General features: G+C 72.7%; 21 protein-coding genes. 15 read left to right on the plus strand and 6 right to left on the minus strand.

Annotated elements, in window-relative coordinates:
* Positions 1–594 carry a TetR/AcrR family transcriptional regulator gene (locus AB0B20_RS01835; RefSeq protein ID WP_357382387.1) on the plus strand — a complete coding sequence of 198 codons (594 nt, stop codon included), beginning with the start codon at positions 1–3 and terminating at the stop codon, positions 592–594.
* A gap of 90 nt (positions 595–684) precedes the next feature.
* Positions 685–4170, plus strand: coding sequence for an ABC transporter ATP-binding protein (locus AB0B20_RS01840; protein ID WP_357467320.1), 3486 nt, complete (start codon positions 685–687; stop codon positions 4168–4170).
* Positions 4171–4258: 88 nt separating this feature from the next.
* Here AB0B20_RS01840 and AB0B20_RS01845 read toward each other — a convergent pair whose 3' ends face one another.
* The 4 genes from AB0B20_RS01845 to AB0B20_RS01860 form a co-directional block, all read right to left on the minus strand.
* Positions 4259–5326: an NADH:flavin oxidoreductase/NADH oxidase gene (locus AB0B20_RS01845; protein ID WP_357467323.1), complete on the minus strand. Its 1068-nt coding sequence runs from the start codon at positions 5324–5326 to the stop codon at positions 4259–4261.
* 66 nt (positions 5327–5392) lie between these two features.
* The gene (locus AB0B20_RS01850; RefSeq protein ID WP_357382760.1) at positions 5393–6673 is read right to left on the minus strand and encodes a dicarboxylate/amino acid:cation symporter; all 1281 of its coding nucleotides are present in this window, start codon (positions 6671–6673) and stop codon (positions 5393–5395) included.
* Positions 6674–6810: 137 nt separating this feature from the next.
* Complete coding sequence (locus AB0B20_RS01855) at positions 6811–7479, minus strand: DUF998 domain-containing protein (RefSeq protein ID WP_357382393.1); 669 nt, start codon at positions 7477–7479, stop codon at positions 6811–6813.
* Positions 7472–8437, minus strand: a complete 966-nt coding sequence (locus AB0B20_RS01860) for a glutathione S-transferase C-terminal domain-containing protein (RefSeq protein ID WP_357382395.1) — start codon at positions 8435–8437, stop codon at positions 7472–7474. Before AB0B20_RS01860 ends, AB0B20_RS01855 begins: the two co-directional genes overlap by 8 nt.
* Before the next feature lie 99 nt (positions 8438–8536).
* Between AB0B20_RS01860 and pcaF the strand changes: the two genes are divergently transcribed.
* The 6 genes from pcaF (at position 8537) to AB0B20_RS01890 (ending at position 15666) form a co-directional block, all read left to right on the plus strand.
* Positions 8537–9742: a 3-oxoadipyl-CoA thiolase gene (pcaF, locus tag AB0B20_RS01865; protein ID WP_357467326.1), complete on the plus strand. Its 1206-nt coding sequence runs from the start codon at positions 8537–8539 to the stop codon at positions 9740–9742.
* A gap of 115 nt (positions 9743–9857) precedes the next feature.
* Complete coding sequence (locus AB0B20_RS01870; protein WP_357467329.1) at positions 9858–10676, plus strand: SAM-dependent methyltransferase; 819 nt, start codon at positions 9858–9860, stop codon at positions 10674–10676.
* 5 nt (positions 10677–10681) lie between these two features.
* Positions 10682–12832 (plus strand): EAL domain-containing protein, encoded by a 2151-nt coding sequence (locus tag AB0B20_RS01875; RefSeq protein WP_357467333.1) that lies wholly within the window; start codon positions 10682–10684, stop codon positions 12830–12832.
* 88 nt (positions 12833–12920) lie between these two features.
* Positions 12921–13421 carry a DUF456 domain-containing protein gene (locus AB0B20_RS01880; RefSeq protein ID WP_357382403.1) on the plus strand — a complete coding sequence of 167 codons (501 nt, stop codon included), beginning with the start codon at positions 12921–12923 and terminating at the stop codon, positions 13419–13421.
* Between the two features lie 262 nt (positions 13422–13683).
* Positions 13684–15258, plus strand: a complete 1575-nt coding sequence (locus AB0B20_RS01885; protein ID WP_357467337.1) for an amino acid permease — start codon at positions 13684–13686, stop codon at positions 15256–15258.
* A 30-nt stretch (positions 15259–15288) separates the two neighbouring features.
* Entirely contained in the window at positions 15289–15666 is a 378-nt protein-coding gene (locus AB0B20_RS01890; protein WP_357382407.1) for a nuclear transport factor 2 family protein, read from the plus strand.
* Between the two features lie 40 nt (positions 15667–15706).
* On the opposite strand, the gene AB0B20_RS01895 is transcribed toward AB0B20_RS01890, so the two are convergent.
* Both AB0B20_RS01895 and AB0B20_RS01900 read right to left on the minus strand, forming a co-directional pair.
* Positions 15707–15901, minus strand: a complete 195-nt coding sequence (locus tag AB0B20_RS01895) for a DUF397 domain-containing protein (protein ID WP_357382410.1) — start codon at positions 15899–15901, stop codon at positions 15707–15709.
* On the minus strand, positions 15892–16692 hold the full coding sequence (locus AB0B20_RS01900; RefSeq protein ID WP_357382412.1) for a helix-turn-helix transcriptional regulator: 801 nt from the start codon (positions 16690–16692) through the stop codon (positions 15892–15894). Before AB0B20_RS01900 ends, AB0B20_RS01895 begins: the two co-directional genes overlap by 10 nt.
* A gap of 408 nt (positions 16693–17100) precedes the next feature.
* Between AB0B20_RS01900 and AB0B20_RS01905 the strand changes: the two genes are divergently transcribed.
* From AB0B20_RS01905 to AB0B20_RS01935, 7 genes are all read left to right on the plus strand, one after another.
* Positions 17101–17394, plus strand: coding sequence for a hypothetical protein (locus tag AB0B20_RS01905; RefSeq protein ID WP_225980672.1), 294 nt, complete (start codon positions 17101–17103; stop codon positions 17392–17394).
* Entirely contained in the window at positions 17394–17642 is a 249-nt protein-coding gene (locus tag AB0B20_RS01910) for a flavin reductase (protein ID WP_357382414.1), read from the plus strand. Before AB0B20_RS01905 ends, AB0B20_RS01910 begins: the two co-directional genes overlap by 1 nt.
* A gap of 200 nt (positions 17643–17842) precedes the next feature.
* Positions 17843–19207 carry a glutamine synthetase family protein gene (locus AB0B20_RS01915; protein ID WP_357382416.1) on the plus strand — a complete coding sequence of 455 codons (1365 nt, stop codon included), beginning with the start codon at positions 17843–17845 and terminating at the stop codon, positions 19205–19207.
* Positions 19208–19326: 119 nt separating this feature from the next.
* Positions 19327–20682, plus strand: coding sequence for an aldehyde dehydrogenase family protein (locus AB0B20_RS01920; RefSeq protein WP_357382419.1), 1356 nt, complete (start codon positions 19327–19329; stop codon positions 20680–20682).
* A 5-nt stretch (positions 20683–20687) separates the two neighbouring features.
* Positions 20688–21455 carry a 3-oxoacyl-ACP reductase gene (locus tag AB0B20_RS01925; protein WP_357382421.1) on the plus strand — a complete coding sequence of 256 codons (768 nt, stop codon included), beginning with the start codon at positions 20688–20690 and terminating at the stop codon, positions 21453–21455.
* Positions 21456–21466: 11 nt separating this feature from the next.
* Positions 21467–22186 (plus strand): gamma-glutamyl-gamma-aminobutyrate hydrolase family protein, encoded by a 720-nt coding sequence (locus AB0B20_RS01930; RefSeq protein WP_357382423.1) that lies wholly within the window; start codon positions 21467–21469, stop codon positions 22184–22186.
* A 205-nt stretch (positions 22187–22391) separates the two neighbouring features.
* On the plus strand, positions 22392–26060 hold the full coding sequence (locus AB0B20_RS01935) for a SpoIIE family protein phosphatase (protein WP_357467341.1): 3669 nt from the start codon (positions 22392–22394) through the stop codon (positions 26058–26060).
* The last annotated feature ends 32 nt before the right edge of the window (positions 26061–26092 follow it).

The raw sequence follows: 26092 nt of genomic DNA on the forward strand, positions 1-26092 counted from the left end.
GTGACGGACGGACGGACGCGCCGACGCGAGGACACCCGCCAGCGCCTCTTCGTGGCGGCGGTGGACCTCATCGCCGAACAGGGCTTCTCGGCCACCACAGTGGACGACATCGCGGCCCGGGCCGGCGTGGCGAAGGGGACCGTCTACTACAACTTCGAGTCCAAGACCGTCCTGTTCGAGGAGCTGCTGCGGCACGGCATCGGCCTGCTCACCGCCGACTTCCGGGCCGCCGTCGACGGGCTGCCGCCGCTGGAGGCGCTCGGCGCGCTGGTCCGGGCCCAGCTGGAGTACATCCGCCGCTACCGCGCCTTCGCCCAGCTCCTGCTCTCGGAGATGTGGCGGACCAACAGGGAGTGGCAGCAGACGCTGCGGCTGCTGCGCGGCGAGGCCATCGCGGTGATCGCCGACACGGTGCAGGCCGGGGTGGACAGCGGCGACCTCCCCGCCGACCTGGACGTGCGTACCGCGAGTTCGGCGCTGTTCGGTGTCGGGCTGGTGGTGGCTGTGGACTGGCTGGTCTTCTCGCCGGAGCGGCCGATCGACGAGGTGCAGGAGTCGCTGCTCGGCATCGTCCGGCGGGTCGCCCGGACCTGACCAGCGGTCGGTAATTCGGTTGATACCGGGCCGCCGGAAGGGTGAGGGTGAGGGCACCGCCCCCACCGATCCGAGTCCGGAGGACCTCCCATGCGCCTGCTCCGAGATCTCTGGGCCACGGCACCCCGGCGGATGGCGGCGGTCCTGCTGCTGATCGTGCTCGGCGCGGGTGGTCAGGCGGCCGCCTCCGCGCTGGCCGGGCCGGTGCTGGTGCACCGCTCGTCCGGCTGGTTCGTCGCGCTCGCCGTCGCGCTCGTCGCCGCTGTCGTCACCGACCTGCTCATCGGCCTGATCATGGCCCGGCTCACCGCCGACTGGTCGGCCGACGTGCGGCGGCGGCTCTGCCGGGTCGCGCTCGGCCAGGACCTGCCCACCCTGGAGACCACACCGGTCGGCGAACTGCTCGACCGGATCGACAACGACGTCTACCAGGTCGCCGCCGAGATGCGGAACACCGGCGTACGGCTGGCCCAGGGCCTCGCGGTCTGCGCCCTCTCGGCGGTCAGCGCGCTGATCGTCTGGTGGCCCGCAGGCGTCGGCATGATCGCGCTCACCACCCTGCTCGCGGTGACGCTGCGCCGCCCGACCAGCCGGATCGCCCCGGCCCGGATGGCCGAGGAGGAGGCGTGGTCCGACCTCGCCGCCGTGATGGAGGAGGCGGTGCACGGGCAGGACGACGTTCGCACCAGCCTCGCCCGGCCGTACGTGCTGCGCCTCTACGCCCGTCGCGCGGCCGAGGTGATCACCAGGTGCGTCCGGGTGTTCCGGCTCTCCGCCCGGGTCACCGCGGCCGCCGCCGGCGCGGTCCGGGTCGGCATCGCCGGCGTGGTGCTGGGCGGCGCGTGGGCGCTCGCCACCGGCCGGGTGGACGCCGCCCGGCTCACCGCGATCTGGCTGCTGGCCATCGCGTTCGGCGCGACCGTCGAGCACATCGCCCGCTGGGTGCCGCACCTGCAGCAGGCGTTCGGCGCGTGGGGCCGGGTGCAACTGCTGGCCGGGTCGCCGCAGGAGCCGGACGGCGGGGCCACCCCGGTCGACGGCGACCTGACCGTGCGCGGGCTCACCTACCGCTACCCGGCTGGCGGGGACGACCGTGGGCCGGCGCTGCGCGACGTGCACCTCGACTTCGTCCGCGGCCGCTCGTACGCGCTCGTCGGGCGTACCGGCTCGGGCAAGTCGACGCTGGCCAAGGTGCTCACCCGGGCGGTGGAGGTGCCGCGTGGCACGGTGTTCCTCGGCGGCACCGACCTGGTCGACCTGGACGTCGAGGAGCTGCGCCGGTGGATCGCCGTGGTGCCGCAGCGCACCGAGATCCTGGCCGGCACGCTTGCCGAGAACGTGGCGCTGTTCGACCCGGAACTGCTGGACGCCGCCGAACGGGCGCTGGCCGAGCTGGGCCTGACCGGCTGGATCGCCGAACTGCCCGACGGGGTGCACACCCGGCTCGGCGACGGCGGCCATGTGCTCTCCGCCGGGCAGGAGCAGCTCGTCGCGTTCGCCCGCATCCTGGTCCGCGACCCGCACGTGGTGATCCTCGACGAGGCCACCGCGCGGCTCGACCCGGTCACCGAGAACCGGGTCCGCGAGGCCACCGAACGGCTGCTCACCGACCGGATCGGCATCGTCATCGCGCACCGGCTCTCCTCGGTGCGCCGCTGCGACGAGGTGGTGGTGATGGCCGACGGCGCCGTGCTGGAGGCCGGTCCGCTGCGCGAGTCCGCCCGCTTCGCCGAGCTGCTCGCCACCAGCCACGCCGGTGCGTACGCCGGGGTGGGCACCCGGCGCGGCGGGGTGGAACTGCTCGACGCGCCCGCCTGGGACGACGCGCCCGCCACGCCTGCCGCGCCCGCGACGCGGCCGGTCGCCGTGCCGCGAGCCGACCCGCCGCCCGCGCCGCCCGCGCCGCCCGCGCGGACCATGCGGGAGATCCTCCGGCTGGGCACCAACGATCCCCGGTACGGCCTGATCTCGGTCGGCCTGTTCATCGTGATGACTGTCCTCGGGATGGACGGCGCGGTCCTGCCCTGGCTCTGGGCCGACCTGGTCGGCGGCGGTGACCCGTGGTTGCCGGCGCTGGGCATCGTGGCCGCGCTGCTGGTGGTGCTGCCGCTGCCGTACCTGACGAACCTGTGGTTCCCGCAGTGGTGGATCCGGCAGATGCTGCGGATCAGCGCCCGGCTGGTGCACGGGCAGACCGGCGCGCGCCGGGTCAGCGGGCACACCCCGGCCGAGGTGGTGGCCCAGGGTGGCGACACCGACCGGGTGGTGCACCTGGCCGACAACCTGATGGACCAGTTCATCTCGCTGGTCATCGTGGTCACCATGACGCTGGTGACCGGCAGCCTCGTACCGGCGTTGTTCTTCGTCGGCACGATGGTGGTCTCCGGGCTGGCGGCGACGCTGTTCGGTCCCCGGCTGGAACGCACCGCGGCCGGCACGGTGAAGGCGCGCGCCGCGTTCGCCACCGCGCTGGTCTCCGCGCTGTCCGCCGCCCGTACGGTGAAGCTGGCCGGCGCGACCCGCCCGGTGCTGCGCCACCTCGCCCGGCTGGACGAGGTACGCAGCGAGCGGCAGCGGCGCGAGATCGCGATGCAGGTGTGGGCCCGGTCCACCCCGTCGGTCGCCAGCGGCCTGCTGCCGATCGGCGCGTGGGCGCTCTACCTGGCCGGTGGGCTGTCCGCCGGCGCCACGCTGGTGGCGGTGTCCACACTGGGCGCGGCCCGCTGGTTCGCGTGGACCACCGCGTCACTGGTGTCGCAGTACCCGTCGGCGCGGGTGTGGACCAGGCGGACGGTGGCGATGACCGGCGAGGCCGTCTACGCGGCGCCGGTGCCCGGCCTGGACCTGGTCGCCGGCACCGCGCCCGCGCCCGAGCCGCCGCCCCGGCACCCGCTGCGCCGCCTGGAGCTGTCCGGCTTCGGCGCGCTGCACTCCGACGGCATGCTCGCCGTCCGCGACGTCGACCTGGTGGTCGAGCGCGGGCAGTTGGTGCTCGTCGTCGGCCCGGTCGGGTCCGGCAAGTCGTCGCTGCTGCGGGCGCTGGCCGGGATCGTGCACCACGTCGGCGAGCTGCGCTGGAACGGCGACCCGGTCACCGAGCCGGAGATGTTCCTGCGCCCCAACCAGGTCGGGTACGTGGGCCAGCTGCCCCGGGTGCTCTCCGGCACGGTGGCCGACAACATCGCGCTCGGCCACCAGGTGGACGCCGCCGGGGCGGTCACGACCGCCCAGCTCGAACACGACCTGGCCGCCGCCGGGGGCGGGCTCGGGCTGCTGATCGGGCACAAGGGCACCCGGCTCTCCGGCGGTCAGCTCCAGCGGCTGGCGCTGGCCCGCGCGCTCGCCCCGCGTACCGAGCTGCTGGTGGCCGACGACGTGTCGTCGGCGCTGGACGTCAGCACGGAGCTGGCGCTGTGGGCGGCGTTGCGCGAGCACGGCGTGACTGTGGTCGGCTCGACCGCGAAGCGGGCCGCGCTGGTCCGGGCCGACCACGTGGTGGTGCTGATCGACGGCACCGTGGCCGACCAGGGCACCTGGACCGACCTGGAACCCCGCTGGAACCACCTGGCCGGCTGACCGCCCGGGGTTCCGCCCTGTCGATCATGAAGTTGGCGGCGACAAATCGGACGCAGAACGCCGCCAACTTCATGATCGACGCTCAAGGCTAGAAGGCTCGGGCGTACTGGTTGGGCCAGGTCGGGGTGGCGCCCAGCTTGGCGGCGGCGCGGAGCGGCCAGTACGGGTCGCGCAGCAGTTCGCGGCCCAGCAGCACCAGGTCCGCCTCGCCGCCGGCGACGATCTGCTCGGCCTGCTCGGGCTCGACGATCAGGCCCACCGCGCCGGTCGGCACCCCGGCATCGCGGCGGATCCGGGCCGCCAGCGGCACCTGGTAGCCGGGTCCGACCGGGATGGACGCCTGGACCGCCGCGCCCCCGGAGGAGGTGTCGACCAGGTCGACCCCGGCGGCGGCGAGTTCCCCGGCGAGCACCACGCTGTCCTCGACGGTCCAGCCGTCGTCGGTCCAGTCGGTGGCGGAGATCCGGGTCAGCACCGGCACGGACTCGCCGACCGTGGCGCGTACCGCGCGGGCCACCTCCAGCGTGAGCCGCATCCGGGCGGCCCGGTCACCGCCGTAGCCGTCGGTGCGCCGGTTCGTCAGCGGGGACAGGAACTCGTGCAGCAGGTAGCCGTGCGCGGCGTGGATCTCCACGGCGGCGAACCCGGCGTCGAGCGCCCGCCCGGCGGCGGTGGCGAAGGCGTCCACCACTGCCGCGATGCCCGCCTCGTCCAGCGCGGTGGGCGTGCGGTAGTCCGGCACGAACGGCTGGTCACCAGGTCCGACCGGGGTCCAGCCGCCCTCGGCGTCCGGCACGCCGCCACGCGCCGGCGCCCACGGCCGGTACGTGGACGCCTTGAACCCGGCGTGCGCGAGCTGCACGGCCGGAACCGCGCCGTGTTCGGCGACGAACGCGGTGATCGGCCGCCACGCGTCGACGTGCGCGCCGGACCAGAGGCCGGTGTCCTGAGGGCTGATCCGGCCCTCGGGCACCACAGCTGTCGCCTCGGTGATGACCAGGCCGGTCCCGCCGACCGCCCGGGAACCCAGGTGGACGCGGTGCCAGTCGGTGGGCAGCCCGTCGGGGTCGGCGCTGTACTGGCACATGGGCGCCAGCGCGATCCGGTTGGGCAGGGTGACGCCGCGCAGGGCGAGCGGGGTGAACAGGGCGCTCATTCTCGGATCCTCCGGTCATGGGCAACGGGTGCGCCTCCGGTGGGAGACGCACCCGTTGGGTGTGGATCAGGCGGGTACGGGGTCGAGCCGCTCGGTCTCGGCGGGCTCGATGAGGTCGCGCTTGCCGGCCGAGTCGTACGCGGCCCGGTCGAGCGTGCCCTCCCGGGCGGCCACGATGGTCGGCACCACCGCCTGCCCGGCCACGTTCGTGGCGGTGCGGATCATGTCCAGGATCGGGTCGATGGCCAGCAGCAGGCCGGCCCCGGCCAGCGGCAGGCCCAGCGTGCTCAGGGTCAGCGTCAGCATGACGATCGCGCCGGTCAGGCCGGCGGTGGCGGCCGAGCCGACCACCGAGACGAACGCGATCAGCAGGTAGTCGGTGACGCCGAGGTTCACGCCGAACACCTGCGCCACGAAGATCGCGGCGAGCGCCGGGTAGATGGCGGCGCAGCCGTCCATCTTCGTGGTGGCGCCGAACGGCACCGCGAACGAGGCGTACTCGCGGGGGACGCCGAGGCGCTCGACCGAGCGCTGGGTCACCGGCATGGTGCCCACCGAGGAGCGGGAGACGAACGCCAGCTCGATGGCGGGCCAGGCGCCGGCGAAGAAGCGCAGCGGGTTGAGCTTGCCGGCCACCGCCAGCAGCACCGGGTAGACCACGAACAGCACGATCGCGCAGCCGACGTAGACGGCTGTGGTGAACTTGGCGAGCGGGGCGAGCAGGTCCCAGCCGTACGAGGCGACGGCGTTTCCGATCAGGCCGAGCGTGCCGATCGGGGCGAGCCGGATGACCCACCAGAGCGCCTTCTGCACGATCGACAGCAGCGAGCGGTTGAGCGCCACGAACGGCTCGGCGGCGTCACCGACCAGCAGCGCGGCGGCGCCCACCACCAGGGCGAGGAAGACGATCTGGAGGACGTTGCCCTCGACGAACGCGCCGACCGGGTTGGTCGGGACGATGCCGGTGAGGAAGTCGATCCAGGAGCCGGTGGTCTTCGGCGCGGTGGCGCCGGCCGGGTCCAGGTTGACGCCCCGGCCGGGATTGGTGAGCAGGCCGAGGCCGATGCCGATGCTCACCGCGATGAGCGCGGTGACGGCGAACCAGAGCAGTGTCTTGACGGCGAGCCGGGCGGCGTTGGCGACGCCGCGCAGGCTGACCACGCTGACCACGATGGCGGTGAAGACCAGTGGCGGCACGGCGAGCTTGAGCAGCTGGACGAAGAGGCCGCCGACGGTGTCGAGCGTGCTGGTCAGCCAGGCGAGGTCGGCGGCGCGGGCGAGGAAACCGAGCGCCACGCCGAGCACGAGGCCCAGCAGGATCTGGACGGAGAAGGGAATTCTGCGCAGGGCGGAGGTCATGAGGACTGATCCAGGGTCTGGAGAGGAAAAAGCGGGCGTCGGGGCGTGGAGCTACGCCGGACAGACGCCGCTGGCCTGCCGTCGGAGATCGACGTACAGGCGCTCGGTGAGGCACCAGACATTGGTCATCGTCGCGACACGTTACTCCCGTCCCGGGCCGGAAGGGAAGGACCGTTGCCGGTGAGGCTCCTTACAGCCAGGTAGCCGGAGGTGGCCAGTCCCCAGGCGGCGACCACGGCGAGCAGCACCCGCTCCGACACCCCGAGGAGCGCGCTGCGCCCGACCAGCAGCAGGGCCGCCGCGACCACCGCGGCCACCGGCAGCGCCAGCGCCGCGCCGACCGTGGCGATCCGCCGCAGCCCCCGGTCCGCCGCCGGGGAGAACAGCAGCACCAGCATGGCGAGCACCACCGCGGCGGTCGCCACGATGCTGGCCCCGCCGTGCACCAGGTCGGCCACCGTGGGCGCCTCGAACGGCGGCAGCGGGCAGCCCTCGCTGCACGTCACCGCGCCGGAGACGACAGTGGCCACCGCGCCGGCGCCGAGCAGGCCGGCCGCCGCGCGCAACCCCGGCGGCAGCGCCCCGGCGAGCAGCAGCAGCGACGCGGCCACCGAGAAGATCCCCATCCGGTACGCCCCGGCGTACCCGCTGTCGGTGATGCCGGCCTCGCTGACGTACGCGGACGGGCCGGGAACGGGACCGGCGACCACCGCGATCGTCACCGCTGTCACACCGGCCACCAGGCAGACGGCGGCGAACGCGGCGGCGATCCGGCGCGGTGTGCCCTCAGCCACGTCCGTGCGGGGTGGTCCAGCCGGAGAGATCCGGGCCGAGCGGCACGATCCGGGTCGGGTTGATCATGTCGTGGGTGGCGTAGTAGTGCCGTTTGATGTGGTCGAAGTCCACCGTCTCGCCGAAGCCGGGTGTCTGGAACAGGTCCCGCGCGTACGCCCACAGCACCGGCATCTCGGTGAGCTTGCGCTGGTTGCACTTGAAGTGCCCGTGGTACGCCACGTCGAAGCGCACCAGCGTGGTGAACAGGCGCACGTCCGCCTCGGTGATCGTGTCGCCCATCAGGTAGCGCCGCCCGGCCAGCCGCTCGCTCAGCGCGTCGAGGCGGGCGAACAGCGCGGTGAACGCCTCGTCGTACGCCTCCTGTGAGGTGGCGAAGCCGCACCGGTAGACACCGTTGTTGACGTCCCGGTGGATCTCCGCCATCAGCGCGTCCATCTCCGGGCGCAGCTCGACCGGGTAGAGATCCGGGGCGTCCGGCGCGTGGAACCGCCGCCACTCGGTCGAGAAGTCCAGCGTGAGCTGCGGATAGTCGTTCGTCACGACCCGTCCGGTGAGCGTGTCCACCAGTGCCGGCACCGTCACCCGGCCGGTGTAGTCCGGGTCGGTGGACAGGTACGCCTCGGACAGGAAGCCGACGCCGAGCACCGGGTCGAAGCCGTCCGGGTCGAGCGCGAACCGCCAGCCCCGCTCGTCCCGGATCGGGTCGACGGTGCCCAGCGAGATCACCTCGTCCAGGCCGAGCAGGCCGCGCACGATCCGGGCCCGGTGCGCCCACGGGCAGGCCCGGCACCAGATCAGCCGGTAGCGGCCCGCCTCCAGCGGCCAGCGTCCCGCCTCGTCCGGCCCGCCGCCCTCGGGTGACGTGGAGTGCGGGGTGACCCGGCCGGTGAACCGGTTGGGCTGGCGGACGAACGCGCCGCCGCCGCTTGTCTCTGCGCTGAACTGGGCCCCGGACATGCGGCAAACCTATCCGCTCCGGTCACGGATATCCTGGCGCCGGGTACCCCCGCGACCCGCCGACCGACCCCTTCCCCACCCCCGAAGGACGTACGCGCGATGACAGTGGCCTATCTCGTTGCCGGAGTCCGTACCCCGATCGGCCGGTACGCCGGCGCGCTGGCCGGGGTCCGCCCCGACGACCTGGCCGCGCACGTCATCCGCGAGCTGGTGGCCCGCCACCCCTCGGTCGACTGGGCGCGTACCGACGACGTGATCCTGGGCTGCGCCAACCAGGCCGGCGAGGACAACCGCAACGTGGCCCGGATGGCCGCGCTGCTCGGCGGCCTGCCGGAGGAGGTGCCGGGCAGCACCGTCAACCGGCTCTGCGGCTCCGGCCTGGACGCGCTCGCCTCCGCCGCCCGCGCGATCGTCGCCGGGGACGCCGACCTGGTGGTGGCCGGCGGCGTGGAGAGCATGAGCCGTGCGCCGTTCGTCATGCCGAAGGCGGCCACGCCGTTCGCCCGCACCGCCGAGGTGTACGACACCACGATCGGCTGGCGGCTGGTCAACCCGCTGATGCGCGAGGGCTGGGGCATCGACTCGATGCCGGAGACGGCGGAGAACGTGGCGGCCGAGTTCGGCGTGGACCGGGCCGCGCAGGACGCCTTCGCGTACCGGTCGCAGCAGCGGGCCGCCAAGGCGCAGGCGGACGGCCGGCTGGCCGAGGAGATCGTCCCGGTGACGGTGCCGGCCGGCAGGCGCGAGACGAAGCTGGTCGAGGCCGACGAGCACCCCCGCGAGACGACGCTGGAAAAGCTGGCCGCGTTGCCCACCCCGTTCCGCGAGGGCGGCACCGTGACCGCCGGCAACTCCTCCGGCGTCAACGACGGCGCCGTCGCGCTGCTCGTCGCCTCCGCGGCCGCCGTCGAACGCTACGGCCTCACCCCGCTGGCCCGGGTACGCGGCGCGGCGGCGGCCGGCGTACCGCCGCGGATCATGGGCATCGGCCCGGTCCCGGCCACCCGCAAGCTGCTCGACCGCGTCGGCCTGTCGCTCGCCGACGTGGACGTGATCGAGCTGAACGAGGCGTTCGCCGCGCAGTCCGTGGCGGTGCTGCGCGAGCTGGGCCTGCCGGAGGACGCCGAGCACGTCAACCCGGGCGGCGGGGCGATCGCGCTGGGCCACCCGCTCGGCGCCAGCGGCGCCCGGCTGGCGCTGACCGCCGCGCTGGAACTGCGCCGCCGGGGCGGCCGGCGGGCGCTCGCCACCATGTGCGTCGGCGTCGGCCAGGGCATCTCGCTGCTGCTGGAGTCGGACGCCTGACACCGGCGGCAGCATCGCCTCTTGTGGATCTCCCATACCTGGCCGTACCGGCCTAGAGTGGTCTGGACCACATGATCCGCCATCGACGGCGGACGACGACCTGGGGGACCGAGCGATGCAGACGCCGGAGAGCCTGCCCACCGAGATCGACCTGACCCGGCCGAGCGCCGCCCGGGTCTACGACTACTTCCTCGGTGGGGCGCACAACTTCGAGATCGACCGGCAGCTCGCCGAGCAGATCGCGGCCATGACGCCGAACCTGGCCGCGACCATGCGCTCCGGGCGGGAGTTCCTGCGCCGGGCCGTACGGGTGCTGCTCGACGCCGGCATCGACCAGTTCCTCGACATCGGCTCCGGCATCCCCACCGTCGGCAACGTGCACGAGGTCGCCCAGGCCGCCGACCCGGACGCCCGCATCGTGTACGTGGACATCGACCCGGTCGCGGTGGCGCACAGCCACGAACTGCTCGCCGGGAACGACCGGGCCACCGCGATCCTTGCCGATCTGCGCGAGCCGAAGCTGATCCTGGAGCACGCCGGGGCCAGCGGCCTGATCGACTTCGACCGGCCGCTGGGCATCCTGCTCGCCGGCGTGGTGCACTTCGTGCCGGACGCCGACCGCCCGGCCGACATCCTGGCCACGCTGCGCGCCGCCGCCGCGCCCGGCAGCTACCTGGTCATCTCCCACTCCACGTTCGAGGACCAGCCGCAGGAGATGCTGGACGCGCAGCGGCTGTCGGCGCGTACCGCCACGGAGATCACGCTGCGTTCGCGGGCCGAGATCACCGGCTTCTTCGGCGACTGGACGATCCTCGAACCGGGCGTGGTGCACATGCCGCTGTGGCGGCCCGACTCCCCGTCCGACGTGGACGAGCACCCGGAGCGGTTCGGGGCCTTCGGCGGCGTCGCCCGGCACGACCGCGCCGCCGGCTGAACCCCATGCGCGCCCCGGACAGCGACGGGGGAGACGTCAGCCGGCCCGGCGCCGCCGCGTACGCCGCCGAGTGGGCTCGCGCGGTGCGCCGCATCGGGTTCGTGCCGCTGAGCGCGGCCGAGACCGAGCGCCTGCTGGTGCCGCTCACCGAGCGGCTCGGCGAGGCCCTGCTCGCCCCCACCTTCTCCGCCTTCCCGGCGGAGGAGGTGGGGCGTGCCCTGGTCGAGGCGCATCTCACCGAGCCGGGTGTGCTCGACTGGTCGGTGCAGGCGCTCGGTGACCGGTTCCTGCCCTGGGTGCTGCCGTCCCGCACGGAGTCGCCGGAGCTGCGCGAGCGGGTGGCGCTGCTCCAGGGCGCGTTCGCCGCCGGGTTCGCCCGCGCGCTGCGCGACCGGGTCTTCAGTCAGCAGGAGCGGATCGCCCGGTCCGCGTGGCAGGCCCGGGACACTGTCGAGCAGGCGCTGCGGGACAGCGAGGCGCGCTTCCGGGCGGTCTTCACCGGCGCCGCCATCGGCATCGGCATCGCCGGGGTGGACGGGCAGATCATCGAGGTCAACCAGTCGTTCGCGGACATGCTCGGCTACGCCGTCGCGGAGATGCGGCGGATGAACGTGTCGACGTTGTTCCACCCCGACGACGCGGCCGGGATGTGGGACCTCTACCAGGAGCTGATCGAGGGCAAGCGGGACAGCGCCCGGGTGGAGAAGCGCTACTACCGCAAGGACGGCAGCGTGGTCTGGACCGACCTCGCGGTCTCGCTCATCCGGCACGACGACGGCCGGCCCCGGTTCACGGTGGCGATGGTGGAGGACATCACCGAGCGGTACGAGTTGCAGCAGCGGCTGCGCTTCCAGGCGCTGCACGACCCGCTGACCGGCCTGCCCAACCGGACGCTGTTCTTCGAGGAACTGGGCCGGGTCTTCGACGGCGCGGGCCCGGACCAGCGCGTCGGGCTCTGCTTCATCGACCTGGACGGCTTCAAGGCGATAAACGACAGCCTCGGCCACGACCTGGGCGACCGGCTGCTCAAGGTGATCGCCCGCCGGCTCAGCGACTGCGTGGCCGGGCGCGGTCACCTGGTGGCCCGCATGGGCGGCGACGAGTTCGTCATCCTTGTCGACTCCGACGGCGGCATCGACGACGCGGTGGAGGTCGCCGAGCTGGCCCTGGCCGCCGTCTCCGCGCCGGTGCACGTCGCCGACCAGCAGCTCGCCGTGTCCGCGAGCATCGGCATCGTGGAGTGCCCGGCGGCGGAGACGAGCGTCGGTGACCTGATGAAGGCCGCCGACACCACGCTGTACTGGGCCAAGGCGGAGGGCCGGGGGCGCTGGGCGGTGTACGACCCGGAGCGCAGCGCCGCCGACATCGCCCGTTCCGCGCTGGCCGCCAACCTGCCCGCCGCGCTCGACCGGGGCGAGTTCGTGCTGCACTACCAGCCGATCGTGTCGCTGCTGGACGGCACGATGGTGGCGGTCGAGGCGCTGGTGCGCTGGCAGCACCCCGAGCTGGGCCTGATCGGGCCGGACCGGTTCATCGGGCTGGCCGAGGAGACCGGCCTGATCGTCCGGCTCGGCGCCTGGGTGCTGCGTCAGGCGTGCCGCGACGCCGAGTCGTGGCGGCGCGCGTACCCGGACACGACGCCTGTGGTCAGCGTCAACCTGGCCGCCCGGCAGGCCGACGACGCGGCGATCGTGGAGACGGTGGCCGAGGCGTTGCAGCACACCGGCCTGCCGGCCGAGCTGTTGCAGCTGGAGCTGACCGAGAGTGCCGTCATGGGCAGCGCCGGGGAGCCGCTGCGGACGCTGCACCAGCTCGCCGACATCGGGTTGCGGCTGGCCATCGACGACTTCGGCACCGGCTACTCGAACCTGGCGTACCTGCGGCGGCTGCCGATCCACTGCGTGAAGCTGGCCGGCCCGTTCGTCGAGGGGATAAGGGGTGACGGCGGGGACGAGGTCGCCGACCACCGGGACGAGCGGATCGTGGACGCGCTGGTCCGGCTGGCGCACGCGCTGGAGCTGTCGGTGACGGCCGAGGCGGTGGAGACCGAGGTGCAGGCCGAACGGCTGCGCGCGCTGCGCTGCGACACCGGGCAGGGCCGGCTGTTCGGCGCCCCCATGCCCGCCGACGGCATCCGCGCCCGCCTGGGCGGGTAAGGAAGGGCCCCCTATTAACGCCTCCGGTATAGCAGGGGGCCCCGCTTAACACCTTCCGCGCACGCGGCAGGCGAGGAAGGGAGATTCGGTGAGCCTCACCGATTCGCAGGCCGTGGTGTCAGTGGTCGCCGCGCTGGCGATCGTCGCCGGGCTGGCCGGGGTGATCGTGCCGGGGCTGCCGGCGCTGCCGCTGTGCTGGGGCGGCGTGCTGGTGTGGACGCTGTTCGGCGACGCCGGGCCGGGCCGCTGGGCGGTGCTCGCCGCCGCCACAGTGATCGCCGCCGGCGGCACCGTGCTGAAGTACCTCTGGCCGGGGCGGAATCTGAAGCGGACCGGGGTGCCCACCATGTCGCTGCTGGCCGGCGGGCTGCTCGGCGTGGTCGGGTTCTTCGTCATCCCGGTGGTCGGGTTGCCGATCGGCTTCGTCGGCGGGATCTTCGGCGCCGAGCGGCTGCGGCTCGGCGACACCCGCCTCGCCTGGCCGGCCACCGTGCAGGCGCTCAAGGCGGCCGGCCTGTCGATGGTCCTGGAGTTCACCGCCGGCCTGATGATCGCCGCGCTGTGGGTCGCGGGGCTGCTGTTCGTCTAGAGGTGCGGCGGCGCGGGGCGTCCGGAGGGTACGGCCGATCGCCGTACATCAGTGAGAGAGAGGTGGACGCCGCGCGCCGCCGCGGACCGGGCGTTGCCGAGCGCCCGGTGCCGGCCCGTCGGGTCGGGCCTGGTCACGCCCACAATGATGCCCGCGGCGGGATCCGGCCACAACGCAATTACCGGGGTACGTATTGACCGGCTTGATCGGCTGGGAGCACACTGCGAGCACTCGCACGAGGATCGCCTCGAGGAGGTGTGCAGTGGCCACGACGCCCGCGCCGACCGCCGAGCAGCCGATGGACGACGACGCCCGACGACTCGCCGAACTCGGCTACAAGCAGGAGCTGCGCCGCAAGTGGAGCGGCTTCTCCAACTTCGCGATCTCGTTCTCCATCATCTCGATCCTGGCCGGCTGCTTCACCACGTTCGGCCAGGCGTGGAACAACGGCGGCCCGGTGGCGATCTCCTGGGGCTGGCCGCTGATCTCCCTGTTCATCCTGATCATCGGCTTCTGCCTGGCCGAGCTGGTGTCCGCGTACCCGACAGCGGGCGGGATCTACTGGTGGGCGGCGACCATGGGCCGGCCGGTGCACGGCTGGTTCACCGGCTGGCTCAACCTGATCGGGCTGGTAGCGGTGACCGCGTCGGTCGACTACGGCTGCGCCACGTTCCTCAACCTGACGCTGTCGGCGCTGTTCGACGGCTGGGCCGGGACCGGGCACCAGACGTTCGGGCTGTTCGTGGTGATCCTCGCGCTGCACGGGCTGATCAACATCTACGGGCACCACATCATCGACGTACTCCAGAACGTCTCGGTCTGGTGGCACGTGGCCGGCGCGGCCGCCGTGGTGCTGATCCTGGTCCTGGTCCCGGACAAGCACCAGAGCTTCCAGTTCGTCTTCACCGAGCGGTTCAACAACTCCGGCTTCGGCGACGGTGACACCGGCGGGCTGGCGTTCTGGTTCTACGTGCTGCCGCTGGGCTTCCTGCTCACGCAGTACACGATCACCGGCTTCGACGCCTGCGCGCACGTCTCGGAGGAGACCCGGGGCGCGTCGAAGGCCGCCGCGCAGGGGCTGTGGCGGTCGATCTTCTACTCGGCGGTGGGCGGCTGGATCCTGCTGCTGGCGTTCCTGTTCGCCGCCACCGACGTGGACGCGATAAACGAGGCGGGCGGCTTCTCCGGGGCGATCTTCGAGACCGCGCTGACGCCGTTCTTCTTCAAGGCCGTCATCATCATCTCCACCATCGGGCAGTTCTTCTGCGGCATGAGCTGCGTGACGTCGATGTCGCGGATGGCGTACGCGTTCAGCCGCGACCGGGCGGTGCCCGGCTGGCGGCTCTGGTCGACAGTCAACCGCAACGGCACGCCGGTGAACGCCATCATCGGCGCGACGCTGGCCGGGCTGGTGCTCACGCTGCCCGCGCTCTACCAGCGCGGCGGCATCCCGGTCGCGTTCTACGCGGTGGTCTCGGTCGCGGTGATCGGGCTGTACCTGTCCTTCATCATCCCGATCTTCCTGCGGCTGCGGATGGGCGACCGGTTCACTCCGGGCCCGTGGACCCTGGGCCGGCGCTACAAGCTGCTCGGCTGGATCGCGGTGGTCGAGATCGCCGTCATCTCGGTCTACTTCGTGCTGCCCATCGTCCCGGCCGGTGTGCCCGGCAATCCCGACTTCAGCTGGACGGCGGTGAACTACGCGCCGATCGCGATCGGTGGCGTGCTGCTCGGCGTCGCCATCTGGTGGTACGCCTCGGCCCGCAAGTGGTTCACCGGCCCGCGCCGTACCGTCGACCAGGCGGATCCGGAGCCGGAGCCCGCCGAGCCGTCGTAGCTGTCGGTGGGGCCTGCCATGATCCGGCCTATGAATGCGGAAGCGGTGGTACGCGCGCTGTGGGATCGCATGCAGGCCCGCGACTGGACCGGTGTCGGCGAGCTGCTGGCCGACGACGTGGTGGTGGAGTGGCCGGCCAGCGCCGAGCGGATCGTGGGCCGCGACAATTACGTGAAGATCAACGCCGAGTACCCGGAGGGCTGGTCGATCCGGGTACTGCGGGTGGTGGCGTCCGGGGAGACGGTGGTGTCCGAGGTGGAGGTGCCGCACGAGGGGATGGGCGTGCACCGGGTCGCGTCGTTCTGGACCGTGCGCGACGGGCGGATCGTCGAGGGCCGGGAGTACTGGACCAGCCTCGGCCAGGACCCGTCCCCGCAGTGGCGAGCCGCCTGGGTCCAGCCGATGTGAGCGCTGGGCTGTCCGGAGATCTTGGCGATGGCTTTGTCGGTCAGGTCGCAGGCCCCATCTGCTTGGCCAGTGTGACGAACGACCGCCACGATGTCGGGGTGACGTGGAGCGTCCCGCCGTCCCGGTCCTTGGAGTCGCGTACCAGCACCACTTCCGTCAGGTTGTCAGCCACCTCGACGCAGTCGGTGTTGCCACTCCGGGTCGCCTTTCGCCAGGTCGCGCCGCTCACATCCATGACGTCTCCACCTCTTTCAGAAGCTCGAGAGACTGCCGGCGGGGCAAAGCTTCACTCCGGATCATCTCCCATCTCGACAGAAGCGTAGCCACGTCGGCGTCACCGTCGATCACGCTCGTGGTGAGCTGGCATTCCATGCTGGCGACCCAACCGCCCTCCGCGCCTCTCGCCAGAGTGAACGGACCGGACAAGCCGATGTGCAACCCGACCTGTAGTGGAAGCACGTGAATACTGATGTGCGGGCGCTCGGCACAGACGACCAGGTGCTCGATCTGCTGAGCCATCAGCCCACGGAAGCTCTCTTCGCGGCGGTGCAGCATTCCCTCGTCGAGTACAGCGACGAGCTGGGGCGGAGACGGCTGCCGCAGGACTTCCTGGCGATCCATGCGGGCTGCCACGCGGCTCTCCACGTCGGCATCGCTGAGTAGGTCGTCACAGCGAATCACCGCTCGGGCGTAGTTCTCCGTCTGAAGCAGGGCTGGAACGAGAGTCGGGTGGAAGCACCGGAGCTGTCGAGCGTTGCGTTCGGCATCGAGCCATGGTCGGAGCCAGGACGGCAAGCCCTCGCGTTCGGCCATCTTGAGCAGGGACACCAGCAGGCCGCCGGAGTTCAGCACCTCGTCGGCACGAGCCAAGAAGAGCCGGTCGTACGGACGGCTGCCGGTTTCGACGGCGGACACCATTGACGGCGAGTAGTGGACCAACCGGCCGAATTCCTCCTGATTGAGACCGGCAACGTTCCGTAGGCGGCGGAGCTGCGATCGGATGAGATCGGCTGTCGGTTCCTCCACAGTTCCTCCACAGTCCGTGCGTGAACTTCATTCGACATCTGCCGGCCGGCCCGGTGCTTCACTCGTGCGCCGTGACCAGGCTCGATGCCTTCCGACCGTAGCGGTGTCCTCACCAGACTGTCACGCATGCGGATCCGCTCGTCGCAGGCGAGCACGGGCGGATTCCAGCCCGGGGCCGCCCGGTCCCGACGATGCCGGGCGGCCCCCTCCATACAACGAGGAGGCCGATGTGCGTGTCCGATGGTTCCGGTGCCGTACCCGGGAGCTGCCCACCCTGCCGAAGCGCGACCCCGGCAGCAACCTGCCGGCGTGGATGCGCGAGCCGACCCGGGTGTTTCCCACGGTTCGCCCGGGCAGCCCCGGTCGTCTGACACGGGCGCAGGAGTGGCGGGCGAACGGGGGCCGTTGGTGACGGCTCTGGTCGGTGTCCTCAGCGCCATCGGGCACATCGGGTACCAGCCGGACTGGAAATGCGAGCGCTGTCAGGAGCCGTGGCCGTGTCCCACTCTGCGTCGCATTCCGCGCGATCAGCTCGATCCGGCAGCGCTCATCCGGATGATGGCGTTCCTCGTGCGCGGCGCGATCCGGGATCTGCGTGGCCGAGTCGAGGGGCCCGAACCGCCCGAGATCGTCAGGCGGTTCTTCTGGTTCCTTCCGCTCAGCGACGACGAGGCGCGTGCAATCGCTCGAAGGCTGCGGTGATGGGCCGTCGCGTGGTTCCGCACCTGCCTATGCGTCCGCTCTGGCGGTGCCGCAACTGCGGCGCGGAGTGGCCCTGCCAGCCGGCCCGGCTGTCGCTACTCGTCGAGTACCGGGAGGACCGCACCGCGCTGCTGCTCCATCTCGGCGGGCTGATGGCCGAGGCGCGGGAACAACTCGCCCAGTTGAATCCCGACCACGCGCCGGACCTGCACCGCCGTTTCCTGGACTGGGCGCGGGTTCGTGGCTGACGCCGGGTGGGCTGTCCGCGTACCCCAGGGTCAGCTCGTGGCGCGGCGGTGGGCGGGCGGGAAGCGGAGGATGCGGTCGTCGCCGGCCACGACCGCGACGGTACGACGGCGCATGCGCTCTCCTCGGTTTCGCACCCGGCCCCGCCGGGGCATTGACGGTGATCCGGTTTGCCAGTAGACCTTGGTGATGGAGGCCCCTGATGAAACCAACGCCGCTCTCGCTGGAACAGTTGCGGGTCGCCGTCGCCGAGGGTGAGATCGACACGGTGGTGCTCGGCCTCACCGACATGCAGGGGCGCCTGCAGGGCAAGCGGTTCCACGCGCCCTACTTCCTCGACCAGGTGGTCGCGAACGGCAGCGAGGGCTGCAACTACCTGCTCGCCGTGGACGTCGACATGAACACCGTCGACGGGTACGCGATGTCGAGCTGGGAACGCGGCTACGGCGACTTCGCCATGCGCCCCGACCTGGAGACGCTGCGCCGGACGCCCTGGCAGCCCGGGTCCGTGCTGCTGCTCGCCGACCTGGAGTGGCTGGACGGCTCCGGCCCGGTGGTCGCCTCGCCCCGGCAGATCCTGCGCAGGCAGCTCGACCGGCTGGCCGCGCACGGGCTCACCGCGTACGCGGGCACCGAGCTGGAGTTCGTGCTCTACCGCGACTCGTACGAGGAGGCGTGGCAGCGTGGCTACCGCGACCTGACCCCGGCCAACCAGTACAACGTGGACTACTCGCTGCTGGGCACCGCCCGGGTCGAGCCGCTGCTGCGCCGCATCCGCACCGAGATGGCCGGCGCCGGGCTGACCCCGGAGAGCGCGAAGGGCGAGTGCAACCTCGGCCAGCACGAGATCGCGTTCCGGTACGACGAGGCGGTGCGCTGCGCCGACCACCACGTCATCTACAAGAACGGCGCGAAGGAGATCGCCGCCCAGGAGGGCATGTCGATCACGTTCATGGCCAAGCCGAACGAGCGGGAGGGCAACTCCTGCCACATCCACTTCTCGCTGCGCGACGCGTCCGGCTCCTCGGCCATGCTGGGCGACGGGCCGGCGCACCTGAGCGTCACCGGGCAGCGGGTGCTGGCCGGGCTGCTGGCCACCATGCGCGAGTTCAGCCTGTTCTTCGCGCCGAACATCAACTCCTACAAGCGTTACCAGCCCGGCTCGTTCGCGCCGACCGCGTTGCGCTGGGGCACCGACAACCGCACCTGTGCGCTGCGGCTGGTCGGGCACGGGCAGGGGATGCGGGTGGAGAACCGGGTGCCGGGGGCCGACGTGAACCCGTACCTGGCGATCGCCGCGCTGGTGGCCGGCGCGGTGCACGGCATCGAGAACGAGCTGGAGCTGGCCGACGAGTGCACCGGCAACGCGTACGACGACCCGGACGCCGAGCGGGTGCCGACCACGCTGCGCGACGCGCTGGACCTGTGGCAGCGTTCGACAGTGGCCCGGGAGGCGTTCGGCGACGAGGTGGCCGACCACTACGCCAACCAGGCGAAGGTCGAGCTGACCGCCTTCGACGCCGCCGTGACGGACTGGGAACTGACCCGTGGCTTCGAACGCCTCTGAGGTGTCCGCCCCCAGTCTCCGCGCCGATCTTGCACTTGCGGCCCCGGGTGCGGGTGTCATGCGACTTTTGCCGGGGCGGCAAGTGCAAGATCGCGGGGGCGAGGGGGAGGGGGACGCGCGTGGGTGAGGTGATTTCGCCCGTCGACGGGGCCGGTATCGGGGTCGTTCCGGGGTGCTCCGTTGACGACGTGGACGCGGCCGTCGCGCGGGCTTCCGCCGCGTTCGAGGGGTGGCGTCGGGTGGCGCCCGGGGATCGGGGGCGGCTGCTGCGGCGGTTCGCCGCACAGGTCGACGCGCACCTGGAGGAACTGGCGCTCCTTGAGGTGCGCAACGCCGGGCACACCATCGGCAACGCGCGCTGGGAGGCGGGCAACGTCCGCGACGTGCTCGACTACTACGCGGGCGCGCCGGAGCGGCTGACCGGGCACCAGATCCCGGTGCCCGGTGGGCTCGACGTCACGTTCCACGAGCCGTTGGGCGTGGTCGGCGTGATCGTGCCGTGGAACTTCCCGATGCCGATCGCCGGCTGGGGATTCGCCCCGGCGCTCGCCGCCGGCAACACGGTGGTGCTGAAACCGGCCGAGCTGACCCCGCTCACCGCGCTGCGCCTGGCCGAGCTGGCCCGCGACGCCGGCCTGCCCGAGGGCGTGTTCACAGTGCTGCCCGGCCGGGGCAGCGTGGTCGGCGAACGGTTCGTCACCCACCCGGCGGTCCGCAAGATCTGCTTCACCGGCTCGACCGAGGTCGGTACCCGGATCATGGCCGGCTGCGCCGCCCAGGTGAAGCGGGTGACGCTGGAGCTGGGCGGCAAGTCGGCGAACATCGTCTTCGCCGACGCGGACCTGGAGAAGGCGGCGGCCACCGCGCCGTACGCGGTCTTCGACAACGCCGGCCAGGACTGCTGCGCCCGCTCCCGGATCCTGGTCCAGCGCCAGGCGTACGACAGGTTCCTGGAACTGCTCGAACCAGCCGTACGGGCGGTGCGGGTGGAGGACCCGTCCCGGGACACGGCCGAGATGGGCCCGCTGATCTCCGCCGCGCACCGGGACCGGGTCGCCGGGTACGTCGACGGGGCGGACGTGGCCTTCACCGGCTCGTGCCCCGACGGCCCCGGCTTCTGGCACGCCCCGACGGTGCTGCTCGCCGGCTCCCCGGCCGACCGGCACTGGCGGGAGGAGATATTCGGCCCGGTCGTCTCGGTGCTGCCGTTCGACGACGAGGCGGACGCGATCCGGCTCGCCAACGACACCGAGTACGGGCTCTCCGGCTCGATCTGGACCCGGGACGTCGGGCGGGCGGTGCGGGTGGCCCGCGCGGTCGAGTCGGGCAACCTCAGCGTCAACTCGCACTCCTCGGTGCGCTACTGGACCCCGTTCGGCGGGATGAAGCGCTCCGGCCTCGGCCGGGAGCTGGGTCCGGACGCGCTGCACGCCTTCACCGACGTCAAGAACGTGTTCATCGGCACCGAGGAGTGATCACAGTGCAGGGACGGCTTTCCGACCGGGTGGCGGTGGTGACCGGCGCGGGCAGCGGCATCGGGCTGGCCACCGTACGGCGTTTCGCCGCCGAGGGCGCCCGGGTGGTGTGCGTGGACATCGACGCCGACGCCGGCACCCGGGCCGCGCAGGAGGTGGGCGGCGAGTTCGTGGCCGCCGACGTGGCCGACGAGACGGCGGTCCGCGACCTGTTCGACGGGGTGGTGGAGCGGCACGGCCGGGTGGACGTGTCGTTCCACAACGCCGGCATCTCGCCGCCGGACGACGACTCGATCCTGGAGACCGGCCTGGACGCATGGGAGCGGGTGCTGCGGGTCAACACCACGAGCGTCTACCTGTGCTGCAAGTACGTCATCCCGCACATGCGCCGGCAGGGCAAGGGCTCGATCATCAACACCGCCTCGTTCGTGGCGCTGATGGGCGCGGCCACGTCGCAGATCGCGTACACGGCGAGCAAGGGCGGGGTGCTGGCGATGACCCGGGAGCTGGGCGTGCAGTTCGCCCGCGAGGGCATCCGGGTCAACGCGCTGTGCCCCGGGCCGGTGGCCACGCCGCTGCTGCTGGAGCTGTTCGCCAAGGACCCGGAGCGGGCCGCCCGGCGGCTGGTGCACGTGCCGATGGGCCGGTTCGGCGATCCGACCGAGATCGCCGCAGCCGTGGCGTTCCTCGCCAGCGACGACGCGTCGTTCATGACCGCCGCGCAGTTCGTCGTCGACGGCGGCATCACCGGCGCCTACGTCACACCCCTGTGAGAGCGCGCACTGTGAGCGCGAGAAGGCCGGTCATCGGCATCACCGCGTACGTCGAGCCGGCCGGCTGGGCGGTGTGGCGGGACGTACCGGCGACGCTCGTGCCGCACGCGTACGTCCGGGCGGTCACCGCTGCCGGCGGCCGGGCCGTGGTGCTGCCCCCTGACGATCTCGACGCGGACGTGCTGGGGCTGCTGGACGGGCTGCTGCTGGCCGGCGGCGCGGACGTCGGCCCGGAGCGGTACGGCGAGCCGCCGGACCCGCGCACCGAGAGCCGGCCGGAGCGCGACGCCGGGGAGACGACGTTGCTGACCGCCGCGCTCGCCGCCGACCTGCCCGTGCTGGGCGTGTGCCGGGGCATGCAGTTGCTCGCCGTGGCGTACGGCGGTCTGCTGCACCAGCACCTGCCGGACGTGGTCGGGCACGACGGGCACCGTCCCGCGCCGGGCGTCTACGGGTCGCATCCGGTGCGCTTCGCCGAGGACAGCCTGGCCGGGCGGGTGATGGCCGGCGTGGACCGGGTCAACTCGTACCACCATCAGGCGGTGGCCGACCCCGGCGGCCTGGCGGTCACCGGCTGGGCCGGCGACGGGGTGATCGAGGCGGTGGAGGATCCGGCGCGGCGCTTCGTGCTCGGGGTGCAGTGGCATCCGGAGAACGAACCGGATCCGCGGCCGGTGGTCGCGCTGGTCCGGGCCGCCGTGTCGGCCAGATCACACACCCGCGTTTCGTAGGTGGGGACGGGCGGATCGGCGGTCCCGTCGCCGGGGCGGTGACCGCCCGAGTCGCACCGGGCCGTCGGTTACGCCAGGATGAGGCCGAGGTAACCAGCGTCGAACGGTGCGGGTGCGTTACGTTGCTCCTCCGTCGGGGTAGTAGGCGGGGACGGTCGGCGGAGCATCGCCGGCCGTCACGATCATGGCCGGAGCGGGAGGCTACATGAGCTCGGCCCACGGGGGCGGGGAGGACGGTCGTTCGTCCCCCGCGGCCGGCGAGGCGTCACTACCGCCGCTGCTCGCCGCGGCGTTCGCCGCCGGCGGTGAGATGGGCGGCCGGCTGCGCGGCTTCGACTGGTCCACCACCGCCCTCGGCAGCCCGGACCGCTGGCCCGCGGCGCTGTGCCACGCCGTGAGCACCATGCTGTCGTCCCGCGCCCAGATGGTCGTCTTCTGGGGCGAGGAGCACCTGGCCTTCTACAACGACGCCTACCGGCCGACCATCGGCGACAAGCACCCGGCCGTGATCGGGCAGCCCGCCCGGCGGCACTGGGCGGAGACCTGGGACGTGCTCGGCCCGCTGCTGGACGGCGTGCGCCGCACCGGCGTGCCGTACCGGGGCGAGAACCACCCCTTCGTGCTCGACCGCCACGGTTTCCTGGAGGACGTCTACTTCGACGTCTCGTACGACCCGATCCGCAGCGCCGACGGCACCGTCGGCGGTCTGTTCTGCTTCGTCAACGAGACCACCGGCCGGGTGCTCGGCGAGCGCCGGCTGCGCGCCCTCGCCGAGCTGGGCAACGAGCTGGGCGACGTGCCGGGCCTGCTCGAATTGGGCCAAGCCGTCACCCGGGTGCTCGACGCCCACCGCGCCGACGTGCCGTTCAGCGCGCTGTGGTTCGCCGACGAGCGCGGCACACTCGTGCCGGGCGGCTGCTCGGGCGTGGATCCGGCCACCGTCGCCGGTCCGCCGCCCGGCCTGCCCGACGGCGAGCCGTTCACCGAGCCGCGCTGGATCGCCACCGCCGAGCTGCCGGGCGCGGTGCCGCCGGACGCCGCCGACCAGGCGCTCCTGCTGCCGCTGACGGCCACGAACGAGCCGGCCGGCGTACTGCTGCTCGGGGTGTCGCGCCGGCTGCCGTTCACCGACGACTACCGCGACTTCGTCGACCTGGTCGCCGCGCAGGTGTCCCGGGCCGTGGGCAAGCAGCGGGCGTACGAGCAGGAACGCGCCCGCGCCGCCGAGCTGGCCGCGCTGGACCGCGCCAAGACCAACTTCTTCGCCAACGTGAGCCACGAGTTCCGTACCCCGCTCACGCTGGTGCTCGGACCGATGGAGGAGATGCTCGCCGACCGGGAGCTGCCGGACCGCTACCTCGACCGGCTCACCGTCATGCACCGCAACGGGCTGCGCCTGCTCAAGCTGGTCAACACGGTGCTCGACTTCTCCCGGCTGGAGTCCGGCCGCCTGGCCGCCCGCTACCAGCCCACCGACCTGTCCGACCACACGTCCCGGCTGGCCAGCACGTTCCGCTCGGCCACCGAGCGGGCCGGGCTGCGCCTGGTGGTGGACTGCCCGCCGCTGCCCGCGCCGGTCTACGTCGACCGGGACATGTGGGAGAAGATCGTCCTCAACCTGGTGTCGAACGCGGTCAAGTTCACCTTCGACGGCGAGATCCGGGTCCGGGTCCGCGCGACCGACGGCGCCGCCGTCCTGGAGGTGTCCGACACCGGCGTCGGCATCGCGCCGGAGGAACTGCCGCAGGTCTTCGAGCGGTTCCACCGGGTGGCCGGCGCCCGCTCCCGTACCCACGAGGGCACCGGCATCGGGCTCGCGCTGGTCCGCGAGCTGGTCGAGATGCACGGCGGCACGGTGACCGCGCGCAGCGTCGTCGACCGCGGCACCACGTTCACCGTGACACTGCCGTTCGGGTACGCGCACCTGCCCGCCGACCGGGTGGCCGCGCTGTCGCCGGTGCCGCTCAGCGAACCGGAGCAGGCCCGCCTGTACGTCGCCGAGACGGCACTCTGGACCGACGAGGTGGCCCGTCCCACCGGCCTGCCGGAGCCGTCCGGCTCGCCGGGTGGGTCCGGCCGCATCCTGTTCGCCGACGACAACCCCGACCTGCGCGAGCACGTCTGCCGGCTCCTCTCCCCGGCGTACGAGGTGGTGGCCGTGCCGGACGGCGTGGAGGCGCTGCGGCTGGCCGTCGAGACCCCGTTCGACCTGGTGCTGACCGACGTGATGATGCCCCGGCTGGACGGCTTCGGGCTGGTCGCCGCGTTGCGGGCCGAGCCGGCCACCCGGCACGTGCCGATCGTGCTGCTCTCCGCGCGGGCCGGCGCCGCCGAGGAGGTCGCCGGCCTGTCCACCGGCGCGGACGACTACCTGACCAAGCCGTTCTCCAGTCAGGAGCTGGTGGCCCGGGTGCGGGCCAACGTCGAGCTGGGCCAGTTGCGCGGGCAGATCATCCGCCGGCTGCGGGCACTCGCCGACGCCGCCGTGGAGATCAACACCGCCCGGTCCACCGCCGAGGTGGTACGGGTGGCCGCCCGGCACGCGCTGCGCCTGGCCGAGGCCGGACGGGTCCGGGTCACCGCCACCGGGGCCCGCCACGAGGAGGACGCCGGCGGCGACCTGCCCGCCGAGCCGAGCGTCGTGCTGCCGCTCACCGGCACCTCCGGCGAGCAGCTCGGCGAGCTGCTGGTGTGGCGCCGGGAGGGCGGCGGCACCGAGGAGGCGGCGCTGACCGAGCTGGCCCGGCTGGTCGGCGTACGGCTGGAGAACGCCCAGCTCTACGAGGCCGAGCACCACATCGCCACCACGCTCCAGCACAGCCTGCTGCCACGTACGCTGCCGCAGCTGCCCGGCGCGGTGGTGGCCAGCCGCTATCTGCCAGGCAGCGCCGACGTGGAGGTCGGCGGCGACTGGTACGACGTGATGGCCACCCCCGACGACGACCTGGTGCTCGTCATCGGCGACGTGGTGGGCAAGGGCGTGCGGGCCGCCGCGGCGATGGGCCAGCTCCGCAACGCGCTGCGGGCGTACGTCCTGGAGGGCTACGACCCGGGGGAGGCGCTGACCCGGCTCAACCGGCTGGTCCACTCCGCCGGCAGCGGCTCCTTCGCCACAGTGGTCTGCCTCGGCTTCTCCCCGCGCACCGGGCGGATCCGGTACGCCAGCGCGGGCCACCCCTCACCCCTGCTGATCCGAGGAGACGACGTGGCGTTCCTGCACGATCGGGCCCTCGGACCGCCGATCGGCGCGATCCCCGGCGCCGTCTACCCGGCCGCCGAGGGGGAGATCGCCCCGGGCCACCGGCTCCTGCTCTACACCGACGGCCTGATCGAGGACCGCTCCGCCGGCATCGACGCCGGGCTGGGCCAGTTGCGGGCGGACGCGTCGACGCGCGCCGGGCACGTGGCGGATTTGGTCGACGCCGTCATGGCCCGGGTGGCCGGGCGGTCCCGGCACGACGACGTGGCGGTGCTCGCGCTGGAGGCGGCCGAACTGAACCGGTTCGCGCTGCGCCTGCCCGCCGACCCGACCCGGCTCAGCGTGCTGCGCAAGCGGCTGGAGGACTTCCTCGTCGCCCACCAGGTCGGCGAGACCGACCTGTTCGACCTGACGGTGGCGGTGTCCGAGGCGGCGGCGAACGCGATCGAACACCCGGTCGACCCGGCGGAACCGACGATCGAGGTCGAGGTGACGATCGCCGACCGCACGGTCACCGCGACCATCCGGGACAGCGGGCGCTGGCGGGAGTCGAGCGGGTCGAGCTTCCGGGGACGCGGGCTGGCGCTGATCCAGGCGCTGGGGGAGATGAACGTGACCCGTACCGAGGAGGGCACCGAGTTGACGCTGCGCCGCCGGCTGACCGACCGGGACTGAGGCTGTTTGCCGCGTAAAGCGGATCAAATGCG

Source organism: Micromonospora sp. NPDC049151, from assembly GCF_040648395.1.
In the GTDB taxonomy this organism is placed as follows: domain Bacteria; phylum Actinomycetota; class Actinomycetes; order Mycobacteriales; family Micromonosporaceae; genus Micromonospora.

Coding starts and splice junctions, on each gene's coding strand:
- AB0B20_RS01840 (WP_357467320.1), top strand. CDS start 685: ATGCGCCTGCTCCGAGATCTCTGGGCCACGGCACCCCGGCGGATGGCG.
- AB0B20_RS01845 (WP_357467323.1), bottom strand. CDS start 5,326: ATGAGCGCCCTGTTCACCCCGCTCGCCCTGCGCGGCGTCACCCTGCCC.
- AB0B20_RS01860 (WP_357382395.1), bottom strand. CDS start 8,437: ATGTCCGGGGCCCAGTTCAGCGCAGAGACAAGCGGCGGCGGCGCGTTC.
- pcaF (WP_357467326.1), top strand. CDS start 8,537: ATGACAGTGGCCTATCTCGTTGCCGGAGTCCGTACCCCGATCGGCCGG.
- AB0B20_RS01870 (WP_357467329.1), top strand. CDS start 9,858: ATGCAGACGCCGGAGAGCCTGCCCACCGAGATCGACCTGACCCGGCCG.
- AB0B20_RS01875 (WP_357467333.1), top strand. CDS start 10,682: ATGCGCGCCCCGGACAGCGACGGGGGAGACGTCAGCCGGCCCGGCGCC.
- AB0B20_RS01890 (WP_357382407.1), top strand. CDS start 15,289: ATGAATGCGGAAGCGGTGGTACGCGCGCTGTGGGATCGCATGCAGGCC.
- AB0B20_RS01895 (WP_357382410.1), bottom strand. CDS start 15,901: ATGGATGTGAGCGGCGCGACCTGGCGAAAGGCGACCCGGAGTGGCAAC.
- AB0B20_RS01910 (WP_357382414.1), top strand. CDS start 17,394: ATGGGCCGTCGCGTGGTTCCGCACCTGCCTATGCGTCCGCTCTGGCGG.
- AB0B20_RS01915 (WP_357382416.1), top strand. CDS start 17,843: ATGAAACCAACGCCGCTCTCGCTGGAACAGTTGCGGGTCGCCGTCGCC.
- AB0B20_RS01935 (WP_357467341.1), top strand. CDS start 22,392: ATGAGCTCGGCCCACGGGGGCGGGGAGGACGGTCGTTCGTCCCCCGCG.